The sequence below is a fragment of the Pseudomonas sp. CGJS7 genome (genome assembly GCF_036961695.1).
The window spans coordinates 62,891-82,076 of sequence record NZ_JBAMDI010000008.1 but is presented as its reverse complement, the minus strand read 5'-3'; the positions used below and the strand labels follow the sequence as shown (position 1 = coordinate 82,076).

The following is a 19,186-nucleotide window of genomic DNA, read 5'->3' as shown; positions in this document are numbered from 1 at the left end:
GCTTTGTAACATTTCTGTAGTAATTGCCTGAGAAGATTTGCCTCAACTGTTGCGTAAGTGCTCGACCTGGCTGCCATTGCGTGATGGCAGCTTTTTTTTGGCCTGCCAGTAATGAGGCTGTACAGCGGCCTCTGCCTACTCCCTCTGGTTCCGAGACCCTCGATGTTGCGTAAATCCCTCAGAGTGCAAATTCTCTCGCTGCTCGGCGGCAGTGTGCTGGCGATGCTGCTGATCGCCCTGGTGTGTTTCCAGTTCCTGTCGTCCAGCGTGCGTGGCTACGCCGAGCTGGTCGACGGGCCGCTGCGGGCCTCGCAATTGATTGACGAAGCCAACCTGCAGTTCAAGATCCAGGTGCAGGAATGGAAGAACGTGCTGTTGCGAGGGCGCCAGCCTGCGGAAATGGACAAGTACTGGCAGCAGTTCCAGGCCCGCGAAGAGCAAGTACAACAACTGCTCGGGCAATTGATCGACAACAGTGATGCCAGGCTCAAGGCGTCGCTGCAGCAATTGCGCGACAGCCACCGCCAGTTGGGCCAGGCCTATGCACAAGGCCGCCAGGCGTTCCTGGCGGCAGGCGGCGACCCGGTAGCGGGCGACCGGGCGGTCAAAGGCGTGGACCGTGCCGCCAGTGAGCAAATGAGCGAACTGGTCGAGCAACTGCGCGCCGATGCTCGCCAGCGTGCAGCCAGCATCAATGCCAGTGCCGAGCGCACGGTATGGTTGGGCCTGCTGGTGATGCTGGCTTCTGCGGTGCTGGTGGGGCTGCTCAGCCTGTGGCTGGTCAACCGTAGCCTGATCGAGCCGATCCGCCAGTTGATCGAGTACGTCGCGCAGCTCAGCCAGGGCTGCTTTGCTGCCCGGGTCGACAGCCGTCGGGAGGATGAGCTGGGGCGCCTGGCGCGGGCGGCCAACACCCTGCGTGACTTCCTTGCCGATACCGTCGGCCGGCTGCAGGACAATGCTCAGGAGCTGGAAGGTGCCAGCGGCCAGTTGCGCAGTATTGCCGGTGACATGGCCCGCGGTACTCATGACCAGTTCCAGCGTACCGACCAGGTAGCCACGGCCATGCACGAAATGTCCGCCACTGCCCAAGAGGTCGCTCGCCACGCCGCCGAGGCGGCCCGTGCGGCCGATGACGCCGACCACAGTGCCCAGGCCGGCGAGCAGGTGATGCAGCAGACCATCGACATCATCGGGCTGGTCAACCGCGAAATCGCCGGCACGGCAGCGGTAATTCGCGATCTGGAGCATGACAGCACACGGATAGGCAAAGTGCTGGAAGTGATCCGCGGCATTGCTGAACAGACCAACCTGCTGGCGCTTAACGCGGCCATCGAAGCGGCCCGTGCTGGCGAAGCCGGGCGTGGTTTTGCGGTGGTCGCCGATGAAGTGCGTAGCCTGGCCCAGCGCACGGCAGCGTCGATTGCAGAAATTCACCAGATCATCGAAGCGGTACAGTCGGGGGCTGTGGAGGCGGTCAAGGCCATCGAAAGTGGCCAGCAACGTAGCCAGGAAGGGGCTGAGCAAGTCGAGCAGGCCGGGCAGATGCTGCAACGTATCACCCAGGCGGTGGAGGCGATCCGCGACATGAACCGGCAGATCGCCACAGCGGCCGAGGAGCAGACCAGCGTGGCCGAAGATATCTCGCGCAACCTGATCGAAATTACCCGGATTGCCACGGCCAACCAGGAAGCGGTGCAGCATACCGAGCAGGCGGGGCAGCGCCTGCATGGTTTGTCAGGGCAGTTGGGCGAAGTCACCTCCCGCCTGAGCGCCTGACTCGGTTTGCAGGAGTTGCAGGTGCCCATCGAGGCTGAAGCCGCGCACTGACGTATTTTTCGCACACAACAAAAAGCCCGCACATGGCGGGCTTTCTGACAAGGATTTGGTCGGAGAGACAGGATTCGAACCTGCGGCCTTCTCGTCCCGAACGAGACGCGCTACCTGGCTGCGCTACACTCCGATGAACAAAATCCTACTGCATCCCGTTTTTGCTCGCAAGCCCTTGTTGTTTAAAGGGCCATAGCCTGAACGGGGCCTTGATCAGAGCTCTTTGACGGTGCGGATCTGGTCCTTGTTCAGGCGTGTGCGCTTGCCGTCGAGTTGCTCGAATTCATAGAAGCCAGAGTCTTCATCGTAGGACGGTTTGTCGGTTGCCTGGATCTCCCGGCCATCGTTCAGGGTAATGACGGTTGGGGTCGAGCAGCCAGCAAGGGCGCCCAAACCCAAGGCAAGCAGGAAGGCGGGTAGGGTCCGTTTGATCATCGTGTTTCTCCAAGTGCGATGGTGCTAGATGACATTTAAGACGCAGGACGTTAGTGCAAGTTCACTCCAAGTGCAGCATAGCGACTAATTTGTCCCCTTGACCCAAGGCAAGGCTGAGGGGGGCAACGCTGGAAAAGGTGCGCTGTGATATAACTGCGTCCATCTCATCCTGTTGTGACGGACACCCATGAAAGCCAAGGCAGATACCCCCTTCGTGGCGCTGAACATCGCCGTGCTCACGGTCAGCGACACCCGTACCTTCGACACCGACACCTCTGGCCAGATGTTCGTCGACCGCCTGAGCGCCGCCGGTCACCGCCTTGCCGAGCGCGTGCTGCTCAAGGATGACCTGTACAAGATCCGGGCCCAGGTCGCCACATGGATCGCCGATGACAACGTGCAAGTGGTGCTGATTACGGGCGGTACCGGGTTTACTGGTCGCGATAGCACCCCCGAGGCGGTGGCCTGCCTGCTGGACAAGCAAGTAGACGGTTTTGGTGAGCTGTTCCGGCAGATTTCCGTGGCCGACATTGGCACCTCCACCGTGCAGTCGCGTGCCTTGGCCGGGCTGGCCAACGGCACGCTGGTGTGCTGCCTGCCGGGCTCCACCAACGCTGTGCGTACCGGTTGGGATGGCATCCTGGCCGAGCAGCTCGATGCCCGTCATCGCCCTTGCAACTTCGTGGCGCACCTGAAGCAGGCAGCGGCCTGTGACAGCCGTGGCTGAGGTCAGCCAGGCCCGGCCGCTGATGCCGGTGGAACAGGCGCTGGAGCAACTGCTGGCGCTGGCCGAAGCTGCACCGATCCGCGAGACCGAAAACCTGCCGCTGGCCGAAGCCGAGGGTCGCGTGCTGGCCACCGACCTAGTGGCCTCGCTCGACCTGCCGCCCTGGCCGAACAGCGCCATGGACGGTTATGCCTTGCGCCTGGCTGACTGGCAGGGCCAGCCGCTGCCGGTCAGCCAGCGTATTTTCGCCGGCCATGCGCCCCAGCCGCTGCAACCGGGTACCTGCGCGCGGATCTTCACCGGTGCGCCTGTGCCGGAGGGGGCCGACTGCGTCGAGATGCAGGAAAACACCGAAGTGCTCGAAGATGGCCGGGTGCGCTTTCTCGACGTGTTGCGCACCGAGCAGAACATACGCCCTCAAGGCCAGGAAACCCGCAGGGGCGAGCAGGTGATGAGCGCCGGCACCCGCCTTGGGCCGATCGAACTGGGCCTGGCGGCGACCTTGGGGCATGGCCGTCTGGACGTGGTGCGCAAGGTGAAAGTGGCGGTGCTGTCGACCGGCGACGAACTGGTCGAGCCAGGCCTGCCGCTCGGGCCCGGGCAGATCTACAACAGCAACCGCAGGCTGCTGGTCAGCTGGTTGCAGCGGCTGGGTTGCGAAGTGGTCGATGCCGGCATCCTGCCGGATGACCTGGCACGCACTCGCACCTGCCTGGCTGAACTGGGTGGCGTAGACCTGATTCTGTCCACCGGAGGTGTCTCGGTGGGCGAGGCCGACTACCTCGGTGCTGCCCTGCGCGAGGCTGGCGAACTGGCGTTGTGGAAGCTGGCGATCAAACCGGGCAAGCCGCTGACCTTCGGCCACTTCCAAGGCGTGCCGGTGATTGGCTTGCCGGGCAACCCCGCCTCGACCTTGGTCACCTTCGGGCTGCTGACCAGGCCCTACCTGCTGCGTCGTCAGGGTGTGATTGACGTCACGCCGTTGCGGTTCGACATGCCGGCTGGGTTTGACTGGCCCAAGCCGGGTACGCGCCGCGAATACCTGCGCGCGCGCATCGAACAGGGCCGCGTGCGCATCTACAAGAACCAGAGCTCGGGTGTGCTGCGCAGCGCTGCCTGGGCGGAGGGGCTGGTGGAAGTGCGTGAGGGCAGCACGCCAAAGCAGGGCGACAACGTACCATTCATCCCCTTCAGCGAGCTACTTGGCTGAGCGGCCCAGCCAGGCACTGGCCAGCGGCGCGGCCTCGGCCGGTGCCGCCTGGGTCAGGCGTATGTGCACATTCTCCAGTTGTTGGGCAGCCACGCTCCAGTCGTGGCGCTGGCGGGCAAACTGGCGCCCAGCATCGCTCAACTGGCTCATGCGCCAGGGTTGATTGAGCAACTGGGTGATCAGCAATGCCAGTTGGTCACCGTCGTCACTGCCCACGTAGTGCTCGCCGTTATTCACGGTGAGGCCTGAAACGCCCTTGTCGGTGGTGATCACGGGTAAGCCGGCGGCCATCGCTTCGAGGATTTTCACCTTCGAGCCACCGGCATAACGCAGGGGGGCAAAGAACAGCGCGGAACGTCGTTGCAGTTCACGCAGGTCGGGGCGGTAGCCGAACCATTCAATGCGTGGGTCGTTCCAGTGAAGCTTCCAGTTGGCCGGCATGGCATGCCCGGCGATCGCCAGACGCACTGCCGGGTTGCTCATCCAAACCTTCGGCATGATGTCGTCCAGTGCCCATTCGATGGCCTCCAGATTGGCGCCATATTCGAAATTGCCGACGAACAACAGACGCTGGCTGTGCAGCGCAGGTTGCACCTGCTGGTAGAAATCACAGTCCACGCCGTTGACCACCACATTCACCGGGCGCCCGCTGATCTGCGCGATCAGCTCGGCATCGTGGGCGCTGACAGCCACCAGTTCGGTGGGCTGGCGCAGCACACGGTGCTCCCAGCGCCGGTAGCGCCAGCGGTCGAAGGCGTTGAGCGGGCGCAGCCACAGCGGCAGGCGATCGTGGCAGGCACCGCCCATTACCGACTCCAGGGTGTGCTCGCTAAGCATGAAGGGCAGCCTGCGAGCCTGCAGGGCTTTTTCGAACGGCTGGAAGCTGTAGCTGTGCTCGATCTGGATCACGTCCCAGGGTTCGTCCAGCAGTTGCTCGAACCGGTGCCGCAAGCAAGGTGCCAGGCCATTGATGATTGCCCGCATGGGGTAGTCGATGATGGGGGAAGCCAGCAGGTTGAGTGGGCTGTGCAGCGGCCTGCGGGGTAGCACGATCAGGCGTTCGAGGAGTGGCTCGAGGGCCTCGCGTGCTGCGTCGCTGAGAGGGATTTTCGACTGCACCAGCAGGGTGATCCGGTGACCGCGCTGGGCCAGTGCACGCAGCAGATGGTATTGCCGGGTCTTGTGGCCGCTGGTGGTCGGCCAAGGCAGGTAGGGCAGTGTCCAGAGAATGCGCATGACCCAAAGTCCTCGCAAAAGGCTGCAGATAGCAAAACGCGCCCGTTGACAGCAGTGGGGGAGCCACTGCCGGGCGCGTCCATGGCAATAGGGGTATTTGCTGAGCATAGCCGGGATTGCCAAGTGTGGAAAAAATGACCGGCGACGCGAGCAGTTGCAGGCGTGGCGCCGGCCCAATGTTTTTTTCAGGCCATGCAACGATCCGCGCAGGCCAGTGGTCGAGATAGGGGGTGGTCCATTTTACGGAGACGCGCACATGCAAGGGCGCAAGGCAATGCTCGTGCTGCACGGCAAGCAGGCGATGAACGAAGACGTGCGCAGCGCCGTGGGCGACCTGCGCGATAGCGGCTGGGTGCTGGATGTACGGGTTACCTGGGAGGCGGGCGACGCCCAACGGCTGGTCGCCGAGGCACTGGCGGCGGGCTACAGCCATATCGTCGCCGGTGGCGGGGACGGCACGTTGCGTGATGTGGCCGAGGCCATGGGCCTGGCCGCTACCCAGGCCAGCCTGGCCTTGTTGCCCTTGGGTACGGCCAACGATTTTGCCAAAGCCGCTGGCATCCCCTTGGAGCCGGCATCGGCGCTGGCCTTGCTGAATGTCGCGCCACAACCGATAGACCTGGGGCAGGCTGGCGATCAGCTGTTCCTCAACATGGCCACGGGTGGCTTTGGCAGCCAGGTCACCGCCAATACCTCCGAAGACCTCAAGAAAGTGCTGGGCGCTGCGGCTTACCTGTTCACCGGGTTGTCCCGCTTCAGTGAGCTACAGGCGGCTTCGGTAGAGCTACAGGGGCCAGGCTTCCATTGGCAAGGGGATTTGCTGGCGCTGGGTATCGGCAATGGCCGACAGGCTGGGGGCGGGCAGGTGCTGTGCCCCGAAGCCATGGTCAACGACGGTTTGCTTGACGTCGCTATTCTGCCTGCACCACAGGAAGTGGTGGGGGCTCTGCGGGACCTTTTGGGCGGTGACGGCCTGTTCGTTCGGGCCAGGCTGCCATGGGTCGAGATCAAGAGTTCGCAAGGGTTGGACATCAATCTCGATGGCGAGCCGTTGCAGGCTGCCAGCCTGCGCTTTCAGGCAAGGCCGGCGGCGTTGCACCTGCACCTGCCGGCCGGGTCGCCGTTGCTCAGTCATCCAGGCTGATGATTTTTTCGCGTACGGCGAACAGCACCAGGCCGGCCACGTCGTGAATCTGCAGGCGCTTCATGATTTGCGAGCGGTGAGTTTCCACGGTCTTGATCGACAGGCCCAGGCCCGCAGCGATTTCCCGGGTGGACTTGCCGCGCACGATCAGGCGCAGGATCTCAAGTTGCCGTGACGTCAGATTATGCCGTTCGCCAGCGCTCGGCTTGCCTTGTTTGGTGTGCCGCAGCGCCTGGTTGATGACGGTGTGGGCGATGGCCGGGCTGAGGTAGCGCTCACCGTGGCGTACGGCACCCAGCGCCTGTTCCAGCTCGGTGGCGCTGGTGTCCTTGAGCAGGTAGCCGTGGGCGCCGCTTTCCAGGGCCCGCATGATCAGGTCCGGGTCGGTGTGCATGGACAGGATCAGCACCTTGCAGGTACTGCCGCTGGCCCGCAGTTGGGTGAGGGCGTCCAGGCCGCTGGTCGAACGCATGGAGATGTCCAGCAAGATGATGTCGGGCGCCAGTGTGCGTACCTGGTCGAGTAACTGGTTGCCGTCGTCGGCCTCGCCGACCACGTCATAGCCGGGGATATCGCAGACCAGTGCCCGCACCCCGGCGCGGATCAGCGAGTGGTCATCTACCAGCAGTAGTCTACAGGTCATGGTTGGTAATACTCCTGGCGCGTTGCTGGGTGCGCGGGGACCACGGGAACATCGCTTCGATCTGCGTGCCTCGGCCAGGCTGACTGGTGATGTCGAGGCTGCCCTGCAGCGCGATTACCCGCTCCTGCATGCCGGCCAGGCCGCGCTGACCGGCCTCGGCCGGGTGCCGGGCAGGGGCGAAACCACGACCATCGTCCTGGATCGACAACGACAGCCCTTCAGGGGTGCGTTGCAGGCGGATGACCAGGTTGTGTGCCTGGGCGTGGCGCAGCATGTTGGTCACTGCCTCCTGGGTAATACGGAACACTGCCATGGCCACGGCTTCGTCGATGCCGCCCAGGCGCTGGTTGCACGCCAGGCTCCAGTGCACGCCGCTGGTGGCCAGGGTGCGTACCAGGTGTGCGCGCAGGCTGGCTTCCAGGCCAAGGCTGGCCAACTGCCGTGGGTTGAGCAGCGCGGAAACATCGCGAACGTTACCGAGGGTGTCATCCAGCGTGCTGCGCAGGGCGTCGCAGTGCCCCTGCAACTCGTCGGGCATGCGCCGTTGCAGCCACTGCAGTTGCAGCTTGGCAGCGGTGAGCAGTTGACCGATGTCGTCGTGCAGTTCCCGGCCCAGATGCTGGCGCTCGTCTTCTTGTACCTTGAGCATGCGCTCGGCCAGCTCGGCCGGGCGCAGGTGGATCGACCTGGCGCCCAGGCCCAGTTGTACAACAGCACCCAGCGTGGCGACCAACTGCAGCACCAGCAGGCTGGCCGGGATTGCCTGGTTGGCCAGGTACAGCGCCATGTTGGCAATCAGTGAGGCCACGCACAGCCCGACCGTTGCCCAGCGCAGCACGGCGGCGCGGGAGCAGCAATGCAAAGAAGTCTTCAAGCGTGGAAACATAGGTAGTGAGGCCACTGAAGTATTGCTGATGGAGGCCTTGCACAATGCTGCTCAGAGGCTTTGGCGCAGTACTTTCGTTGTTTTTTTGAACACGTATTCCTGCCACCGTTGTTCCGGTCGCAAGCGTTTGTGGGGGCGCATATTACCACTTTGCATTGCATCGGTCGCGGCCGGGTAACGCGTTGAAACGCCTACTGGTCGGGCGCTTTCGGGTAGCAAAGTGCCACCCTTTAATCGCGCTGTACCCACTTGTGCTGTAACTAGCGCGGCAATGATTCAACGGCATGCACCGAAAGCCTGGTGAACTTTCAAAGTTCGACCATGGTCGGGTTTCAATAAAGTTGCTTAGTTGCACTTTGCGTCAGGTTAATGCATGCGGTTAGAGCGGTTGGGGAGGGTGCTGGTTGCCGCGTCACTGTGCGGGTGAATGCACGCGTTGCCTTCTTCATCGCAGGACGCACAGGCTGGCGCAAAGGGGGGTTGTACGACCTTGGCCAGTTCACCCAGCAGCACCAGTTGCTCACCGATGTCCAGGTTCAGTCGCCCTGTACGGCTATCGACCAGCTCCAACTGCCAGGCCAGCAAGGTCAGGCATGCCCCTATCGCGGGTAGGGCTTCACGCTGCAGGCAACCACCGTAACAGGCCGGGGCGAGCAACTGTTGCAGGGCGGTGGTGTAGTGGGCAACTTCACGCAGGCCCAGGCGCGTAGCTTGACGGGCGATAGTGTCGAGGGTGTTGTTCAGGCAACTGCAGGCATCCGGGTCATTGTCTATAAGCTCCAGATGCTGCAGGCATTCCTGGGCCTGGGTCAGCAGTACCTGGGCATCCAGCAGGAAGCCCTGCAGGGCGTCATCGAACGATAAGGCAGTGTCCATCATCAAGTCCCCGCGCGTGGGGTAGGCGCAGGGGGCGGGCACGCCGAAACGATAGCTAGCAAAAGCCTGACTCCATTCATGCAATGAGAATGGCGTCACATTAATGGCTAAAGGATATCGCGAACATCAGGTTGCACCCGATTGCCGCTAAGGGTTTCCCTGATCAAGGGCTAGGGTAGGGAACTTTTGTCGTGCCCCTGATTTGCCCCGGCGTGTCGGCAGTAAAGCATGATGGTAAAGTGATATCAATTATCCGCGCGGCATTTTCCCGCAAGGGTCAAGGTGTGCGTGAAGCCGCCGATACAGGGTAGATGATTTAACCTTTTACGACTCAAGCCTGGGGGCTTTCCAATGGCTGGCATTCTCGACACGGTAGACCAACGCACGCAACTGGTGGGTGAGAACCGCCTGGAAATTCTGATGTTTCGCCTGGCCGGTCGCCAGCTGTTCGCGATCAACGTGTTCAAGGTGCAGGAAGTACTGCAACTGCCCAAGCTGACTTTGATGCCCCAGCGCCACGCCTATGTCTGCGGTGTGGTCAACCTGCGCGGGCAGACCCTGCCGGTCATCGACCTGTCCCAGGCGATCGGTATGCGCCCACTACAGCCGGGGCCGGACAGCACCATCATCGTCACCGAATACAACCGCTCGGTGCAGGCCTTCCTGGTGGGCGGTGTCGACCGCATCGTCAACATGAACTGGGAGTCGATCATGCCGCCGCCTTCCAGTGCCGGTCGCCAGCACTACCTGACTGCCATCACCAAGGTCGATGAGAAGCTGGTGGAGGTGATCGACGTGGAAAAGGTGCTGGCCGAAATCGTGCCCTACAACGCCCGGGTTTCTGGGGACAAGCTCGCCGACCCAGTGCTGGCCCGCGCCCGCGGCCGCGAAGTGCTGCTGGTGGACGACTCCAGTGTGGCCTTGGCGCAATTGCGCGATACCTTGTCTCAGCTGGGCATGAAGCTGCATGTGGCCAGTGATGGCCTGAAGGCGCTGCGCATGCTCAAGGGCTGGGCCGACGCCGGCGAGGACGTGTGCGAAAAGCTGCTGATGGTGTTCACCGATGCAGAAATGCCGGAAATGGACGGCTATCGGCTGACCACCGAGATCCGCAGCGATGCCCGTCTGCGCCAGCTCTATGTGGTGCTGCACACCTCGCTGTCGGGCAGTTTCAACGAATCCATGGTGAAGAAGGTGGGCTGTGACAACTTCCTTTCCAAGTTCCAGCCTGATCGCCTGGTCGATGTGGTCAAGCAGCGCCTGCTGCTGGATACCACCGCTGCGTGAACGTTGTGCCGGCCAGGTATAAGCTTGGCTTTTGGCATGAAGCGAGGCAGCAGGGATGTTTCTCAGTGAGTTGTATCGATACCCGGTGAAGTCGGGGCAGGCGCAAAGCCTGAAGGCCTCACCGGTGGGGTTGCTGGGGTTGCAAGGCGACCGGCGCTGGATGGTGGTCGAGGAAGAAAACGGACGCTTCCTGACCCAGCGTGCCTGGCCACAACTTGGCCAGATCGACGCGAGCGATGACGACAGCGGCCAGTTGCTGCTGCAAGCCCCTGGACAGGCGCCGTTGCGGGTGCCTGTACCGCCTGCCGATGACGCCCTGCGCGGTGTGACGATCTGGCGCGATACCCTGCGTGTGCCGGACGCTGGCGATGCCGCGGCGGCCTGGTTGAGTGAGTTGCTGGGCAAAGCCGTACGCCTGGTGCATTGCCCGGAGCAGCGTGCGCGTTACCTGCCCAATGGTTACGGCTTCAACAGTGACCGTGCGGCGTTTCCGGATGGTTTCCCCTTGCTGCTGATTGGGCAGGGTTCGCTGGACGAGCTTAACCGGCGTATTGGCCGGCCCATGTCGATGCGGCGCTTTCGGCCCAACCTGGTGGTGCAGGGTGCGGAGCCGTTTGCCGAGGATGGCTGGAAGCGGATTCGCATCGGCAGCTTGGTGTTTCGCGTGCTCAAGCCCAGTGTACGGTGCATCTTCACGACCATCGATCCAGCCACCGGGGAGCGCAGCGCTGACCGTGAGCCGATGGCTACGCTGAAGACTTTCCGCGAAAAAGAAGGCGACGTGCTGTTCGGCCAGAACCTGGCTGTGGATGGCAGTGGGTGGCTGGAGGTGGGGATGGAAGTAGAAATCCTGGAATAGGTGTGTTGCCTGTGCCGGCCTCTTCGCGGGTGAACCCGCTCCTACAACGACCGCGTAACCCTTGTAGGAGCGGGTTCACCCGCGAAGAGGCCGGTACAGGCTCAACAGCAATCACATGTCATCGAAATACCGTTCATGCCAATCCACCAATGGCTGCGGTGAATTCAGCTTCTGCCCGTAGATCACCGAATACGACAGCACGTTCTGTACATACTGGCGCGTTTCGTCGAACGGGATCGACTCCACCCACACATCGAAGCTCAGGTGCTTGGCCCCTTTGAGCCACTGTCGCACGCGCCCGGGCCCGGCGTTGTAGGCTGCCGAAGCCAGCACCCGGTTGCCGTTGAACTGGCTGTGTACCTGGCTCAGGTAGGCCGCACCCAGCTGGATGTTCTTGTCCGGGTTCAGCACTTGCGCCGGTGAGGCCAGCGGGATGCTGAACTTGCGTGCGGTTTCCTTGGCGGTGGCCGGCATCAGCTGCATCAGGCCGCTGGCGCCCACGGGTGAGCGTGCGTCCTCCATGAAGGCGCTTTCCTGGCGAGTGATGGCGAATACCCAGCTCGAATGCAGGCCGCGAACCTTGGCTTCACGCACCAGCGTGTCGCGGTGGGCCATGGGGAAGCGGATATCCAGGTCGTCCCAGTACCGGGCCTGGCTGATGGTGCGGATGGCCGGGAAGTACCAACGCAGCTCATAGCCCAGGCGTGCCTGCGCAACCATCTCGTCACGGGTGAAGTGGCGGCTGACGTGGTACCACTCACGGCGGCCGTCGACGATCTGGCCGCGGGCGTGGAATTCCAGTGCGCGCTGGATGCCGGGCGTGTTGCGAACCTTCTTGACCAGTTGTGGGCTCAGCAGCAGCGGCTTGTTGTTCAGCTGGTACGGTGTCTGTGCCCGGTCGGCGGCGAGGAAGCCATAGAAGTCACGCTCACGCGCTGCGGCCTTGTAAAGCAGCGGGACCTGCGGGTTGTTTGGCTGTGCCAGCTCCAGGCTGCGAGCCTGCCAGTACTTCCAGCGGCTGGTGCTGGCCAGGTCCTGGGGAAGGCGCTTGGTCAGCTCGTAAGCGTCCTCCCAGCGGCCCAGGCGCAGCAGCAGGCGAAGGCGCCATTCGCTGACGGTGTTGTCACGCAGCTCGGGGTCATAGCGGGTCATCAGGTCGAGCGCGCGTGGGTCGTAGCGGCGTGCGAGGGTCAGGCCGATTTCGCGGGCGATGGCCACCTTTTCGTCACGCGAGAAGTGCATGCGCTGGGCGTAATCGTCGAGCAATGCCATGGCCCGCTCCGGGTTCTGCCGGGCCAGGCGACGAAGGCCGAGGCTGACCACGTCGGACATGGCCTCGTTGACCGGGGTAAAGCGCGACGGCTGGTTGAGCAGCTCGGGCTTCTGCGCGACGTCGATCAGCAGGCGCCCCTGCGGGCCGAGGGTGGTCAGGGTCTTGACCAGCGTGTTGGCCAGGCCGTAGTTGCGCGCCTGGGCTGCCAGCTTGGTGCGTTCCCAGCGCTTGGCCTCGGTCAGCTGGCCTTCGGCTGCCCACATGGCGAACAGCGTGTCGCAGGCGGCAGGTTGCGATTTGCCGACGTTCCACAGCTTGTCGGCGGTGGCGTAACCTTCGGCGCGCAAGCCGTGGCTGAGCTGGTATTGGCCGTTGAGGCAGTCCAGCTCGGTGAAGTTGAGCTTGGGGTCGTAGTACTTGACGAAGGTATCCCACTCGCCGCGTTCGGCCAGCCAGCGCAACCAGCGCAGTTTCATCCAGTTGGCCTGGGGCAGGTCGCCATGCTTGGCCAGGAAACCTTCGATTTCCTGGTTGCTGGCGCTTTTCAGGCGGGCGGTGAGTTCGTCGTAGGCCAGGTAGGGCGTCAGCGGGTAGTCGCTCAAGGCCTGGGCATAGCGCAGGTACGGGCCTTTGTCGCCTTTGGCCAGCGCTCGCTTGGCCTCGTCATAGTACTGGCGTTGCAGGGTCAGGTCGGTGGCCTGCGCCGCGCTGGTGGCAGCGGTAAGCAGCAGGCAGGATGCGATATGTAACAGGCGGCTGCGCATGATACGTCCGGGCAGTTGAACCATGGGAAGTGTCGGCGGAGCCAGCACTGTTGAAAGCTATTGCCTTAGCTTAGCTGTTTGCCGGCAGTGGGTGAAAGCACTGTGCTTGTATCGGGATATTAAGTTCGACCAGATGTCGCCAGGTGCCCACCGGTTGGCCTGGCGGATGCCGTCGGGGGCCAAGTCAGGTAGAATGCGCGCCCGATTTATGGAGACGAACATGACCCTGCTCAAATTCAGCGATGTGTCCCTCGCATTCGGCGCCATGCCGCTGCTGGACAAAGTGTCCTGGCAGATCGCTCGTGGCGAGCGGGTGTGCATCATCGGCCGCAACGGCACCGGCAAGTCGAGCATGCTGCGCCTGGTCAAGGGCGAGCAGAAGGGCGACGACGGTGAAATCTGGCGTGCTCCTGGCCTGAAGATCGGTGAGTTGCCACAGGAATTGCCGGTGGCCGACGAGCGCACGGTGTTCGACGTGGTAGCCGCTGGTCTGGACGGCGTGGGCGAATTGCTGGCGCAGTTCCACCACCTGAGCATGAACATCCAGGGCGATGAAGACCTGGAAAAACTCATGCACGTCCAGCACGAGCTGGAAGCCCGCGACGGCTGGCGCCTGCAGCAGGTGGTGGAAAGCACACTCAGCCGCCTGCAGCTGCCGGCCGACAAGACCCTGGCCGAGCTGTCCGGTGGCTGGCGCCGCCGCGTACTGCTGGCCCAGGCGCTGGTGTCCGAGCCCGACCTGCTGCTGCTCGACGAACCGACCAACCACCTGGACATCGGTGCCATCGCCTGGCTCGAAGAGGCCCTGCGTGGCTTCAACGGCGCGGTATTGTTCATCACCCACGACCGTTCGTTCCTGCAGAACCTGGCCACCCGTATCCTCGAACTGGACCGCGGCGGCCTGATCGACTGGAACGGTGACTACGCCAGCTTCCTGGTGCACAAGGAGGCCGCACTGGCCGCCGAAGAAACCGCCAACGCGCTGTTCGACAAGCGCCTGGCCCAGGAAGAAGTGTGGATCCGCCAGGGCATCAAGGCCCGCCGTACCCGCAACGAAGGCCGCGTGCGTGCACTGAAGGCCCTGCGTGTGGAGCGTGGCGAGCGCCGTGAACGACAGGGCAAGGCCAACATCCAGATCGAAGCCGCGGACAAATCCGGCAAGCAGGTGATGGTGCTGGAGAATGTCAGCTTCCATCACGCGGACGGCCCCCTGCTGGTCAAGGACTTTTCCATGGTCCTGCAGCGGCAGGATCGCATCGGTCTGCTGGGCGCAAACGGCACTGGCAAGACCACGTTGCTCAAGATGATGCTGGGCGACCTTGAGCCCACTGCGGGCAAAGTGGAGCGCGGTACCAAGCTTGAGGTGGCCTATTTCGACCAGATGCGCCACCAGCTCGACCTGGAAAAGACCGTGATCGACAACCTGGCCGAAGGCCGTGATTTCATCGAGATCGATGGCCAGAACCGTCACGTGCTGAGCTACCTGGGCGACTTCCTGTTCAGTCCCCAGCGTGCGCGCACGCCGGTCAAGGCGCTGTCAGGTGGTGAGCGTGCGCGGCTGCTGCTGGCCAAGCTGTTCAGCAAGCCGGCCAACCTGCTGGTGCTCGACGAACCGACCAACGACCTGGACGTGGAAACCCTCGAGCTGCTGGAAGAGGTGCTGTCCAACTACAAGGGCACCGTGCTGATGGTCAGCCACGACCGGGCCTTCCTCGACAACGTCGTGACCAGCACCCTGGTGTTCGAAGGCGAGGGCAAGGTGCGTGAGTATGTGGGCGGCTACGAGGACTGGATTCGCCAGGGCGGCTCGCCGAAGCTGCTGGGCGTGACCGAGAGCAAGGGCGGTAAGTCTGCGCTCAACAGCGCGGTGGTGGAGAAGGTCGAGGCCAAGCCTGAGCCTGTTGCGGCGCCGGTGGTGGAAGAAGCTTCGAAGAAGAAGCTCAGCTACAAGCTGCAGCGTGAGCTGGAGATGCTGCCGGGGCAGATCGATGAGCTGGAGCAGCGTATGGCTGAAGCCCAGGAAGAAGTGAATGCGGCGGGCTTCTATCAGCGGCCGATTGCAGAAACTTCGGCGGTGCTGGCGCGGATCGAGAAGCTGCAGGGCGAGCTGGATGTCTTGGTGGAGCGCTGGGCTGAGCTGGAAGGCTGATGGGCGTTAGCCTGTTCCGGCCTCTTCGCGGGTAAAGCCGCACCTACAGGGGGTGCCATACCCTTGTATGTGCGGGCTTGCCCGCGAAGAGGCCGGTTCAGGTCCAGTCAATCCTTCTTCAGCAAGCGTACAGCCAGCACGTCACACGGCGCACCGTGCAGCACATCGTTGGCCGTGGAGCCCAGCAGCAACGCCAGGCCGTGACGGCCATGGCTGCCGACCACGATCAGGTCGCACTTCTGGTCCTTGGCCAACTGGTGGATTTCCTGGCGAGGCTGGCCGTAGGTCAGGTGCGAGTCGCCGCGGTTGATTTCCGGGTATTTGTTGAACAGCCGGTCCATGCGCTCCTTGGCCTGGTCGAACTGCTGCTGTTGCAGCTGCGACAGGTCCATCGGTACGTCACCGCCGAAGGCCATGGCCATCGGCTCGACGATGTGCACCAGGGATACCTTGGCTTTCGAAGGCTCTGCCAGCGCCATGGCGCGCTTGATCACCGGGTCGCATTCTTCGGTCAGGTCGACGGCGACCAACAAATGTTCGTATTGCATGAGCGGTACTCCTGACAATCGCGATAGAAGAAGTATGGTCGCTTTAGGGCGGGTCTACCGTGAAAAATGGCTAACCAGCTCATTTGCAACGCTTTATGGGAACTACTGATATGACGGTATTGCTGGTGGTGTCAATCCTTGCGCTGATTCTCAGTCCGCTTTCCTGGCTGCGCAGCTCGCGCAAGCAGAGCGAGCAGATGAAGTTGCGCCTGGAGGCGCGGCGCATGGGTTTGGCCATGCAGCTGGCGCCGCAGCAGTGGCCGCACTGGCTGGAAAAGGAGCCGCCAAGCCCTTGCCCGCAGTATCACCGAGCCCGGCGCCGTGGGCATGAGGACAGCTTCAGCTTCTGGCAGGTCAGCCCCGGGGTGTGGTGGAACCAGTGGCGCGAACCCTGCGAAGACCCACGCTTCATGGGCGCCTTGTCGCGTTTGCCGGCGAGTGTGTACAAGGTCGAGGCCGATGCGCGGATGATTGCCCTGTACTGGACCGAGCGCGGCGATACTGCTGTGTTGCAGGATGTTGCCTACGCCCTCGAAACCTTGGCTTGAGCGCCGCCCCATGCGCGACCCCTGTAGGCGCGGATTCATCTGCGAACTCTGGCAGAGCCGGTGCCGAACTCCGCGGTGCCTGCTTCGCGGGTAAACCCGCTCCTCCGGGGCATCCAGGCTGGTCAATCTGTTCTGTAACGACAAAGCGGCGGCTCGGCATAACCCTGAAGGGGTGGGGTGCCAAGTCGCCGCTTTGCGTTCTGCTGCGCAGAAAAGGCCAGGCAGGCCGGGTTATTCATTCAAGCAAGTGCCAGTGTAGTCGCCTTGGCTCTTCGCGCAAGCGCAAAGCAATCAGCCGATGCTTGTGGTCAATCGCTGACATGAATGACCGGCGATCACTGTCATCATGTTTTGTACCCGGACGATAGAAAATGACTGGAAAGTCGCGTTTTCGCCGTGCTCGTGAGCATTTGACAACGCCCATCTTTTCGGAGAATGTGTGCACACCCAAATCAAACGGGCGTATGAATTGAGCGTTTGTATGTCATGACGCCAAGCCATACTTCCGACTAGCGCGCTGACGGGTGTGCCTGGGGCAAGGCAGCTTAGGCCTGCTTCTGCTGCAGCGATCGGCGTGTACAGTTCAGCTTCCATATCGTGGAGATCAGTTGATGATTTACGAAGGTAAAGCCATCACGGTTAAGGCTCTTGAAAGTGGCATCGTCGAGCTCAAGTTCGACCTCAAGGGTGAGTCCGTCAACAAGTTCAACCGCCTTACCCTGAACGAGCTGCGCCAGGCCGTCGATGCCATCCGGGCCGATGCTTCGGTCAAGGGCGTGATCGTCAGCAGTGGCAAGGACGTGTTCATCGTCGGCGCCGACATCACCGAGTTCGTCGACAACTTCAAGCTGCCTGAGGCCGAACTGGTCGCTGGCAACCTGGAAGCCAATCGCATCTTCAACGCCTTCGAAGACCTCGAAGTGCCGACCGTTGCCGCCATCAACGGCATCGCGCTGGGCGGCGGCCTGGAAATGTGCCTGGCGGCCGACTACCGGGTCATGTCCACCAGCGCCAGGATCGGCCTGCCGGAAGTCAAGCTGGGTATCTACCCGGGCTTCGGCGGTACCGTGCGCCTGCCGCGCCTGATCGGCTCGGACAACGCCATCGAGTGGATCGCCGCCGGCAAGGAAAACCGTGCCGAAGATGCCCTGAAAGTGGGGGCCGTCGACGCCGTGGTCGCCCCTGAGCTGCTGCTGGCCGGTGCCCTCGACCTGATCAAGCGTGCCATCAGTGGCGAGCTGGACTACAAGGCCAAGCGCCAGCCGAAGCTGGAAAAGCTCAAGCTCAATGCCATCGAGCAGATGATGGCCTTCGAGACTGCCAAGGGCTTCGTCGCTGGTCAGGCCGGCCCGAACTACCCGGCCCCGGTCGAAGCGATCAAGAGCATCCAGAAAGCCGCCAACTTCGGTCGCGACAAGGCCCTGGAAGTCGAAGCAGCAGGCTTTGCCAAGCTGGCCAAGACCTCGGTCGCCGAGAGCCTGATCGGCTTGTTCCTCAACGATCAGGAACTCAAGCGCAAGGCCAAGGCGCATGACGAGATCGCCCACGACGTGAAGCAGGCCGCCGTGCTCGGCGCCGGCATCATGGGCGGCGGTATCGCCTACCAGTCGGCGGTCAAAGGTACGCCGATCCTGATGAAGGACATCCGCGAGGAAGCCATTCAGCTGGGTCTGAACGAGGCCTCCAAGCTGCTTGGCAACCGAGTCGAGAAGGGCCGCCTGACCCCGGCCAAGATGGCCGAGGCCCTCAACGCCATTCGCCCGACCCTGTCCTATGGCGATTTCGCCAATGTCGACATCGTCGTCGAGGCTGTGGTCGAGAACCCGAAGGTCAAGCAAGCGGTACTGGCGGAAGTGGAAGGCCAGGTGAAGGACGATGCGATCCTCGCTTCCAACACTTCGACCATCTCCATCAACCTGCTGGCCAAGGCGCTCAAGCGCCCGGAAAACTTCGTCGGCATGCACTTCTTCAACCCGGTGCACATGATGCCGCTGGTTGAAGTGATCCGTGGCGAAAAGTCCAGTGAAGTGGCGGTCGCCACCACCGTGGCCTACGCCAAGAAAATGGGCAAGAACCCGATCGTGGTCAACGACTGCCCGGGCTTTTTGGTCAACCGCGTGCTGTTCCCTTACTTCGGCGGTTTCGCCAGGCTGGTCAGCGCCGGTGTCGATTTTGTGCGCATCGACAAGGTCATGGAAAAGTTCGGCTGGCCGATGGGCCCGGCCTACCTGATGGACGTGGTCGGCATCGACACCGGTCACCATGGCCGCGATGTGATGGCCGAAGGTTTCCCGGACCGCATGAAGGACGAGCGTCGCTCGGCCGTTGATGCGCTGTACGAGGCCAACCGCCTGGGCCAGAAGAACGGCAAGGGCTTCTACGCCTACGAAACCGACAAGCGCGGCAAACCGAAGAAGGTCTTCGATGCCGCCGTGCTCGACGTGCTCAAGCCTATCGTGTTCGAGCAGCGTGAAGTCACTGACGAAGACATCATCAACTGGATGATGGTCCCGCTGTGCCTTGAGACCGTGCGTTGCCTGGAAGACGGCATCGTCGAAACCGCCGCCGAAGCTGACATGGGCTTGGTCTACGGCATTGGTTTCCCTCCCTTCCGCGGTGGTGCGCTGCGTTACATCGACTCGATCGGTGTGGCCGAATTCGTTGCCCTGGCCGATCAGTACGCCGACCTGGGGCCGCTGTACCACCCGACCGCCAAGCTGCGTGAAATGGCCAAGAACGGCCAGCGCTTCTTCAACTGAGCGGTCAACGAG

16 protein-coding genes, 1 tRNA gene and 1 pseudogene are annotated in these 19,186 nt (G+C 62.6%); 10 read left to right on the top strand and 8 right to left on the bottom strand.

Annotated elements, in window-relative coordinates; genetic code table 11:
• Positions 1-111: 111 nt before the first annotated feature.
• Together V7787_RS53055 and V7787_RS53050 are read left to right on the top strand one after the other, a co-directional pair.
• A pseudogene (locus tag V7787_RS53055) lies at positions 112-846 on the top strand (methyl-accepting chemotaxis protein); the annotation flags it as partial.
• A gap of 165 nt (positions 847-1,011) precedes the next feature.
• Positions 1,012-1,779: a methyl-accepting chemotaxis protein gene (locus V7787_RS53050; RefSeq protein ID WP_409262752.1), complete on the top strand. Its 768-nt coding sequence runs from the start codon at positions 1,012-1,014 to the stop codon at positions 1,777-1,779.
• A gap of 107 nt (positions 1,780-1,886) precedes the next feature.
• Here V7787_RS53050 and V7787_RS07570 read toward each other — a convergent pair.
• Positions 1,887-1,963 (bottom strand) — tRNA-Pro (locus tag V7787_RS07570).
• An 80-nt stretch (positions 1,964-2,043) separates the two neighbouring features.
• The gene (locus V7787_RS07565; protein WP_003248738.1) at positions 2,044-2,265 is read right to left on the bottom strand and encodes a YgdI/YgdR family lipoprotein; all 222 of its coding nucleotides are present in this window, start codon (positions 2,263-2,265) and stop codon (positions 2,044-2,046) included.
• A 187-nt stretch (positions 2,266-2,452) separates the two neighbouring features.
• On the opposite strand from V7787_RS07565, the gene moaB reads away from it, so the two are divergent.
• The gene (gene moaB / locus V7787_RS07560) at positions 2,453-2,992 is read left to right on the top strand and encodes a molybdenum cofactor biosynthesis protein B (RefSeq protein WP_010953117.1); all 540 of its coding nucleotides are present in this window, start codon (positions 2,453-2,455) and stop codon (positions 2,990-2,992) included.
• Positions 2,976-4,202, top strand: coding sequence for a molybdopterin molybdotransferase MoeA (locus tag V7787_RS07555; protein WP_190870128.1), 1,227 nt, complete (start codon positions 2,976-2,978; stop codon positions 4,200-4,202). Before moaB ends, V7787_RS07555 begins: the two co-directional genes overlap by 17 nt.
• On the opposite strand, the gene V7787_RS07550 is transcribed toward V7787_RS07555, so the two are convergent.
• Positions 4,191-5,438, bottom strand: a complete 1,248-nt coding sequence (locus V7787_RS07550; RefSeq protein WP_064492321.1) for a glycosyltransferase family 4 protein — start codon at positions 5,436-5,438, stop codon at positions 4,191-4,193. The two genes, V7787_RS07555 and V7787_RS07550, sit on opposite strands and share 12 nt — an antisense overlap.
• Positions 5,439-5,694: 256 nt before the next feature.
• On the opposite strand from V7787_RS07550, the gene yegS reads away from it, so the two are divergent.
• Positions 5,695-6,582, top strand: coding sequence for a lipid kinase YegS (gene yegS, locus V7787_RS07545; RefSeq protein WP_064492320.1), 888 nt, complete (start codon positions 5,695-5,697; stop codon positions 6,580-6,582).
• On the opposite strand, the gene V7787_RS07540 is transcribed toward yegS, so the two are convergent.
• The 3 genes from V7787_RS07540 to V7787_RS07530 form a co-directional block, all read right to left on the bottom strand.
• The gene (locus V7787_RS07540; RefSeq protein ID WP_010953120.1) at positions 6,566-7,225 is read right to left on the bottom strand and encodes a response regulator; all 660 of its coding nucleotides are present in this window, start codon (positions 7,223-7,225) and stop codon (positions 6,566-6,568) included. The genes yegS and V7787_RS07540 overlap by 17 nt on opposite strands.
• On the bottom strand, positions 7,215-8,111 hold the full coding sequence (locus V7787_RS07535; RefSeq protein ID WP_020192587.1) for a sensor histidine kinase: 897 nt from the start codon (positions 8,109-8,111) through the stop codon (positions 7,215-7,217). The genes V7787_RS07540 and V7787_RS07535 overlap by 11 nt, the downstream gene beginning before the upstream one ends.
• A 366-nt stretch (positions 8,112-8,477) precedes the next feature.
• A complete protein-coding gene (locus V7787_RS07530) occupies positions 8,478-8,987 on the bottom strand; it encodes a hypothetical protein (protein WP_064492319.1) in 510 nt (169 codons plus the stop codon).
• 351 nt (positions 8,988-9,338) lie between these two features.
• Between V7787_RS07530 and V7787_RS07525 the strand changes: the two genes are divergently transcribed.
• Together V7787_RS07525 and V7787_RS07520 are read left to right on the top strand one after the other, a co-directional pair.
• Entirely contained in the window at positions 9,339-10,274 is a 936-nt protein-coding gene (locus V7787_RS07525; RefSeq protein WP_003248753.1) for a chemotaxis protein CheV, read from the top strand.
• A 55-nt stretch (positions 10,275-10,329) separates the two neighbouring features.
• Positions 10,330-11,133 (top strand): MOSC domain-containing protein, encoded by an 804-nt coding sequence (locus V7787_RS07520; RefSeq protein ID WP_060545641.1) that lies wholly within the window; start codon positions 10,330-10,332, stop codon positions 11,131-11,133.
• A 111-nt stretch (positions 11,134-11,244) separates the two neighbouring features.
• Here V7787_RS07520 and V7787_RS07515 read toward each other — a convergent pair whose 3' ends face one another.
• Positions 11,245-13,170 (bottom strand): transglycosylase SLT domain-containing protein, encoded by a 1,926-nt coding sequence (locus tag V7787_RS07515; protein WP_020192585.1) that lies wholly within the window; start codon positions 13,168-13,170, stop codon positions 11,245-11,247.
• A gap of 220 nt (positions 13,171-13,390) precedes the next feature.
• On the opposite strand from V7787_RS07515, the gene V7787_RS07510 reads away from it, so the two are divergent.
• Complete coding sequence (locus V7787_RS07510) at positions 13,391-15,319, top strand: ATP-binding cassette domain-containing protein (RefSeq protein ID WP_014591783.1); 1,929 nt, start codon at positions 13,391-13,393, stop codon at positions 15,317-15,319.
• Positions 15,320-15,426: 107 nt separating this feature from the next.
• Here the strand turns inward: V7787_RS07510 and V7787_RS07505 are convergent, their stop codons facing one another.
• On the bottom strand, positions 15,427-15,867 hold the full coding sequence (locus tag V7787_RS07505; protein ID WP_014591782.1) for a universal stress protein: 441 nt from the start codon (positions 15,865-15,867) through the stop codon (positions 15,427-15,429).
• Between the two features lie 110 nt (positions 15,868-15,977).
• On the opposite strand from V7787_RS07505, the gene V7787_RS07500 reads away from it, so the two are divergent.
• Both V7787_RS07500 and fadB read left to right on the top strand, forming a co-directional pair.
• Entirely contained in the window at positions 15,978-16,415 is a 438-nt protein-coding gene (locus V7787_RS07500; protein WP_003248762.1) for a hypothetical protein, read from the top strand.
• Positions 16,416-17,026: 611 nt separating this feature from the next.
• Entirely contained in the window at positions 17,027-19,174 is a 2,148-nt protein-coding gene (gene fadB, locus V7787_RS07495; protein WP_064492317.1) for a fatty acid oxidation complex subunit alpha FadB, read from the top strand.
• Positions 19,175-19,186: the final 12 nt, after the last annotated feature.

Excerpts from the sequence above, each read along its gene's own strand:
- V7787_RS07505 (WP_014591782.1), bottom strand. The coding sequence starts at position 15,867 with ATGCAATACGAACATTTGTTGGTCGCCGTCGACCTGACCGAAGAATGC.
- V7787_RS07525 (WP_003248753.1), top strand. The coding sequence starts at position 9,339 with ATGGCTGGCATTCTCGACACGGTAGACCAACGCACGCAACTGGTGGGT.
- V7787_RS07565 (WP_003248738.1), bottom strand. The coding sequence starts at position 2,265 with ATGATCAAACGGACCCTACCCGCCTTCCTGCTTGCCTTGGGTTTGGGC.
- yegS (WP_064492320.1), top strand. The coding sequence starts at position 5,695 with ATGCAAGGGCGCAAGGCAATGCTCGTGCTGCACGGCAAGCAGGCGATG.
- V7787_RS07550 (WP_064492321.1), bottom strand. The coding sequence starts at position 5,438 with ATGCGCATTCTCTGGACACTGCCCTACCTGCCTTGGCCGACCACCAGC.
- fadB (WP_064492317.1), top strand. The coding sequence starts at position 17,027 with ATGATTTACGAAGGTAAAGCCATCACGGTTAAGGCTCTTGAAAGTGGC.
- V7787_RS53050 (WP_409262752.1), top strand. The coding sequence starts at position 1,012 with ATGGCCCGCGGTACTCATGACCAGTTCCAGCGTACCGACCAGGTAGCC.
- V7787_RS07540 (WP_010953120.1), bottom strand. The coding sequence starts at position 7,225 with ATGACCTGTAGACTACTGCTGGTAGATGACCACTCGCTGATCCGCGCC.
- V7787_RS07530 (WP_064492319.1), bottom strand. The coding sequence starts at position 8,987 with ATGGACACTGCCTTATCGTTCGATGACGCCCTGCAGGGCTTCCTGCTG.
- V7787_RS07515 (WP_020192585.1), bottom strand. The coding sequence starts at position 13,170 with ATGCGCAGCCGCCTGTTACATATCGCATCCTGCCTGCTGCTTACCGCT.
- V7787_RS07520 (WP_060545641.1), top strand. The coding sequence starts at position 10,330 with ATGTTTCTCAGTGAGTTGTATCGATACCCGGTGAAGTCGGGGCAGGCG.
- V7787_RS07500 (WP_003248762.1), top strand. The coding sequence starts at position 15,978 with ATGACGGTATTGCTGGTGGTGTCAATCCTTGCGCTGATTCTCAGTCCG.
- V7787_RS07535 (WP_020192587.1), bottom strand. The coding sequence starts at position 8,111 with ATGTTTCCACGCTTGAAGACTTCTTTGCATTGCTGCTCCCGCGCCGCC.
- V7787_RS07510 (WP_014591783.1), top strand. The coding sequence starts at position 13,391 with ATGACCCTGCTCAAATTCAGCGATGTGTCCCTCGCATTCGGCGCCATG.
- moaB (WP_010953117.1), top strand. The coding sequence starts at position 2,453 with ATGAAAGCCAAGGCAGATACCCCCTTCGTGGCGCTGAACATCGCCGTG.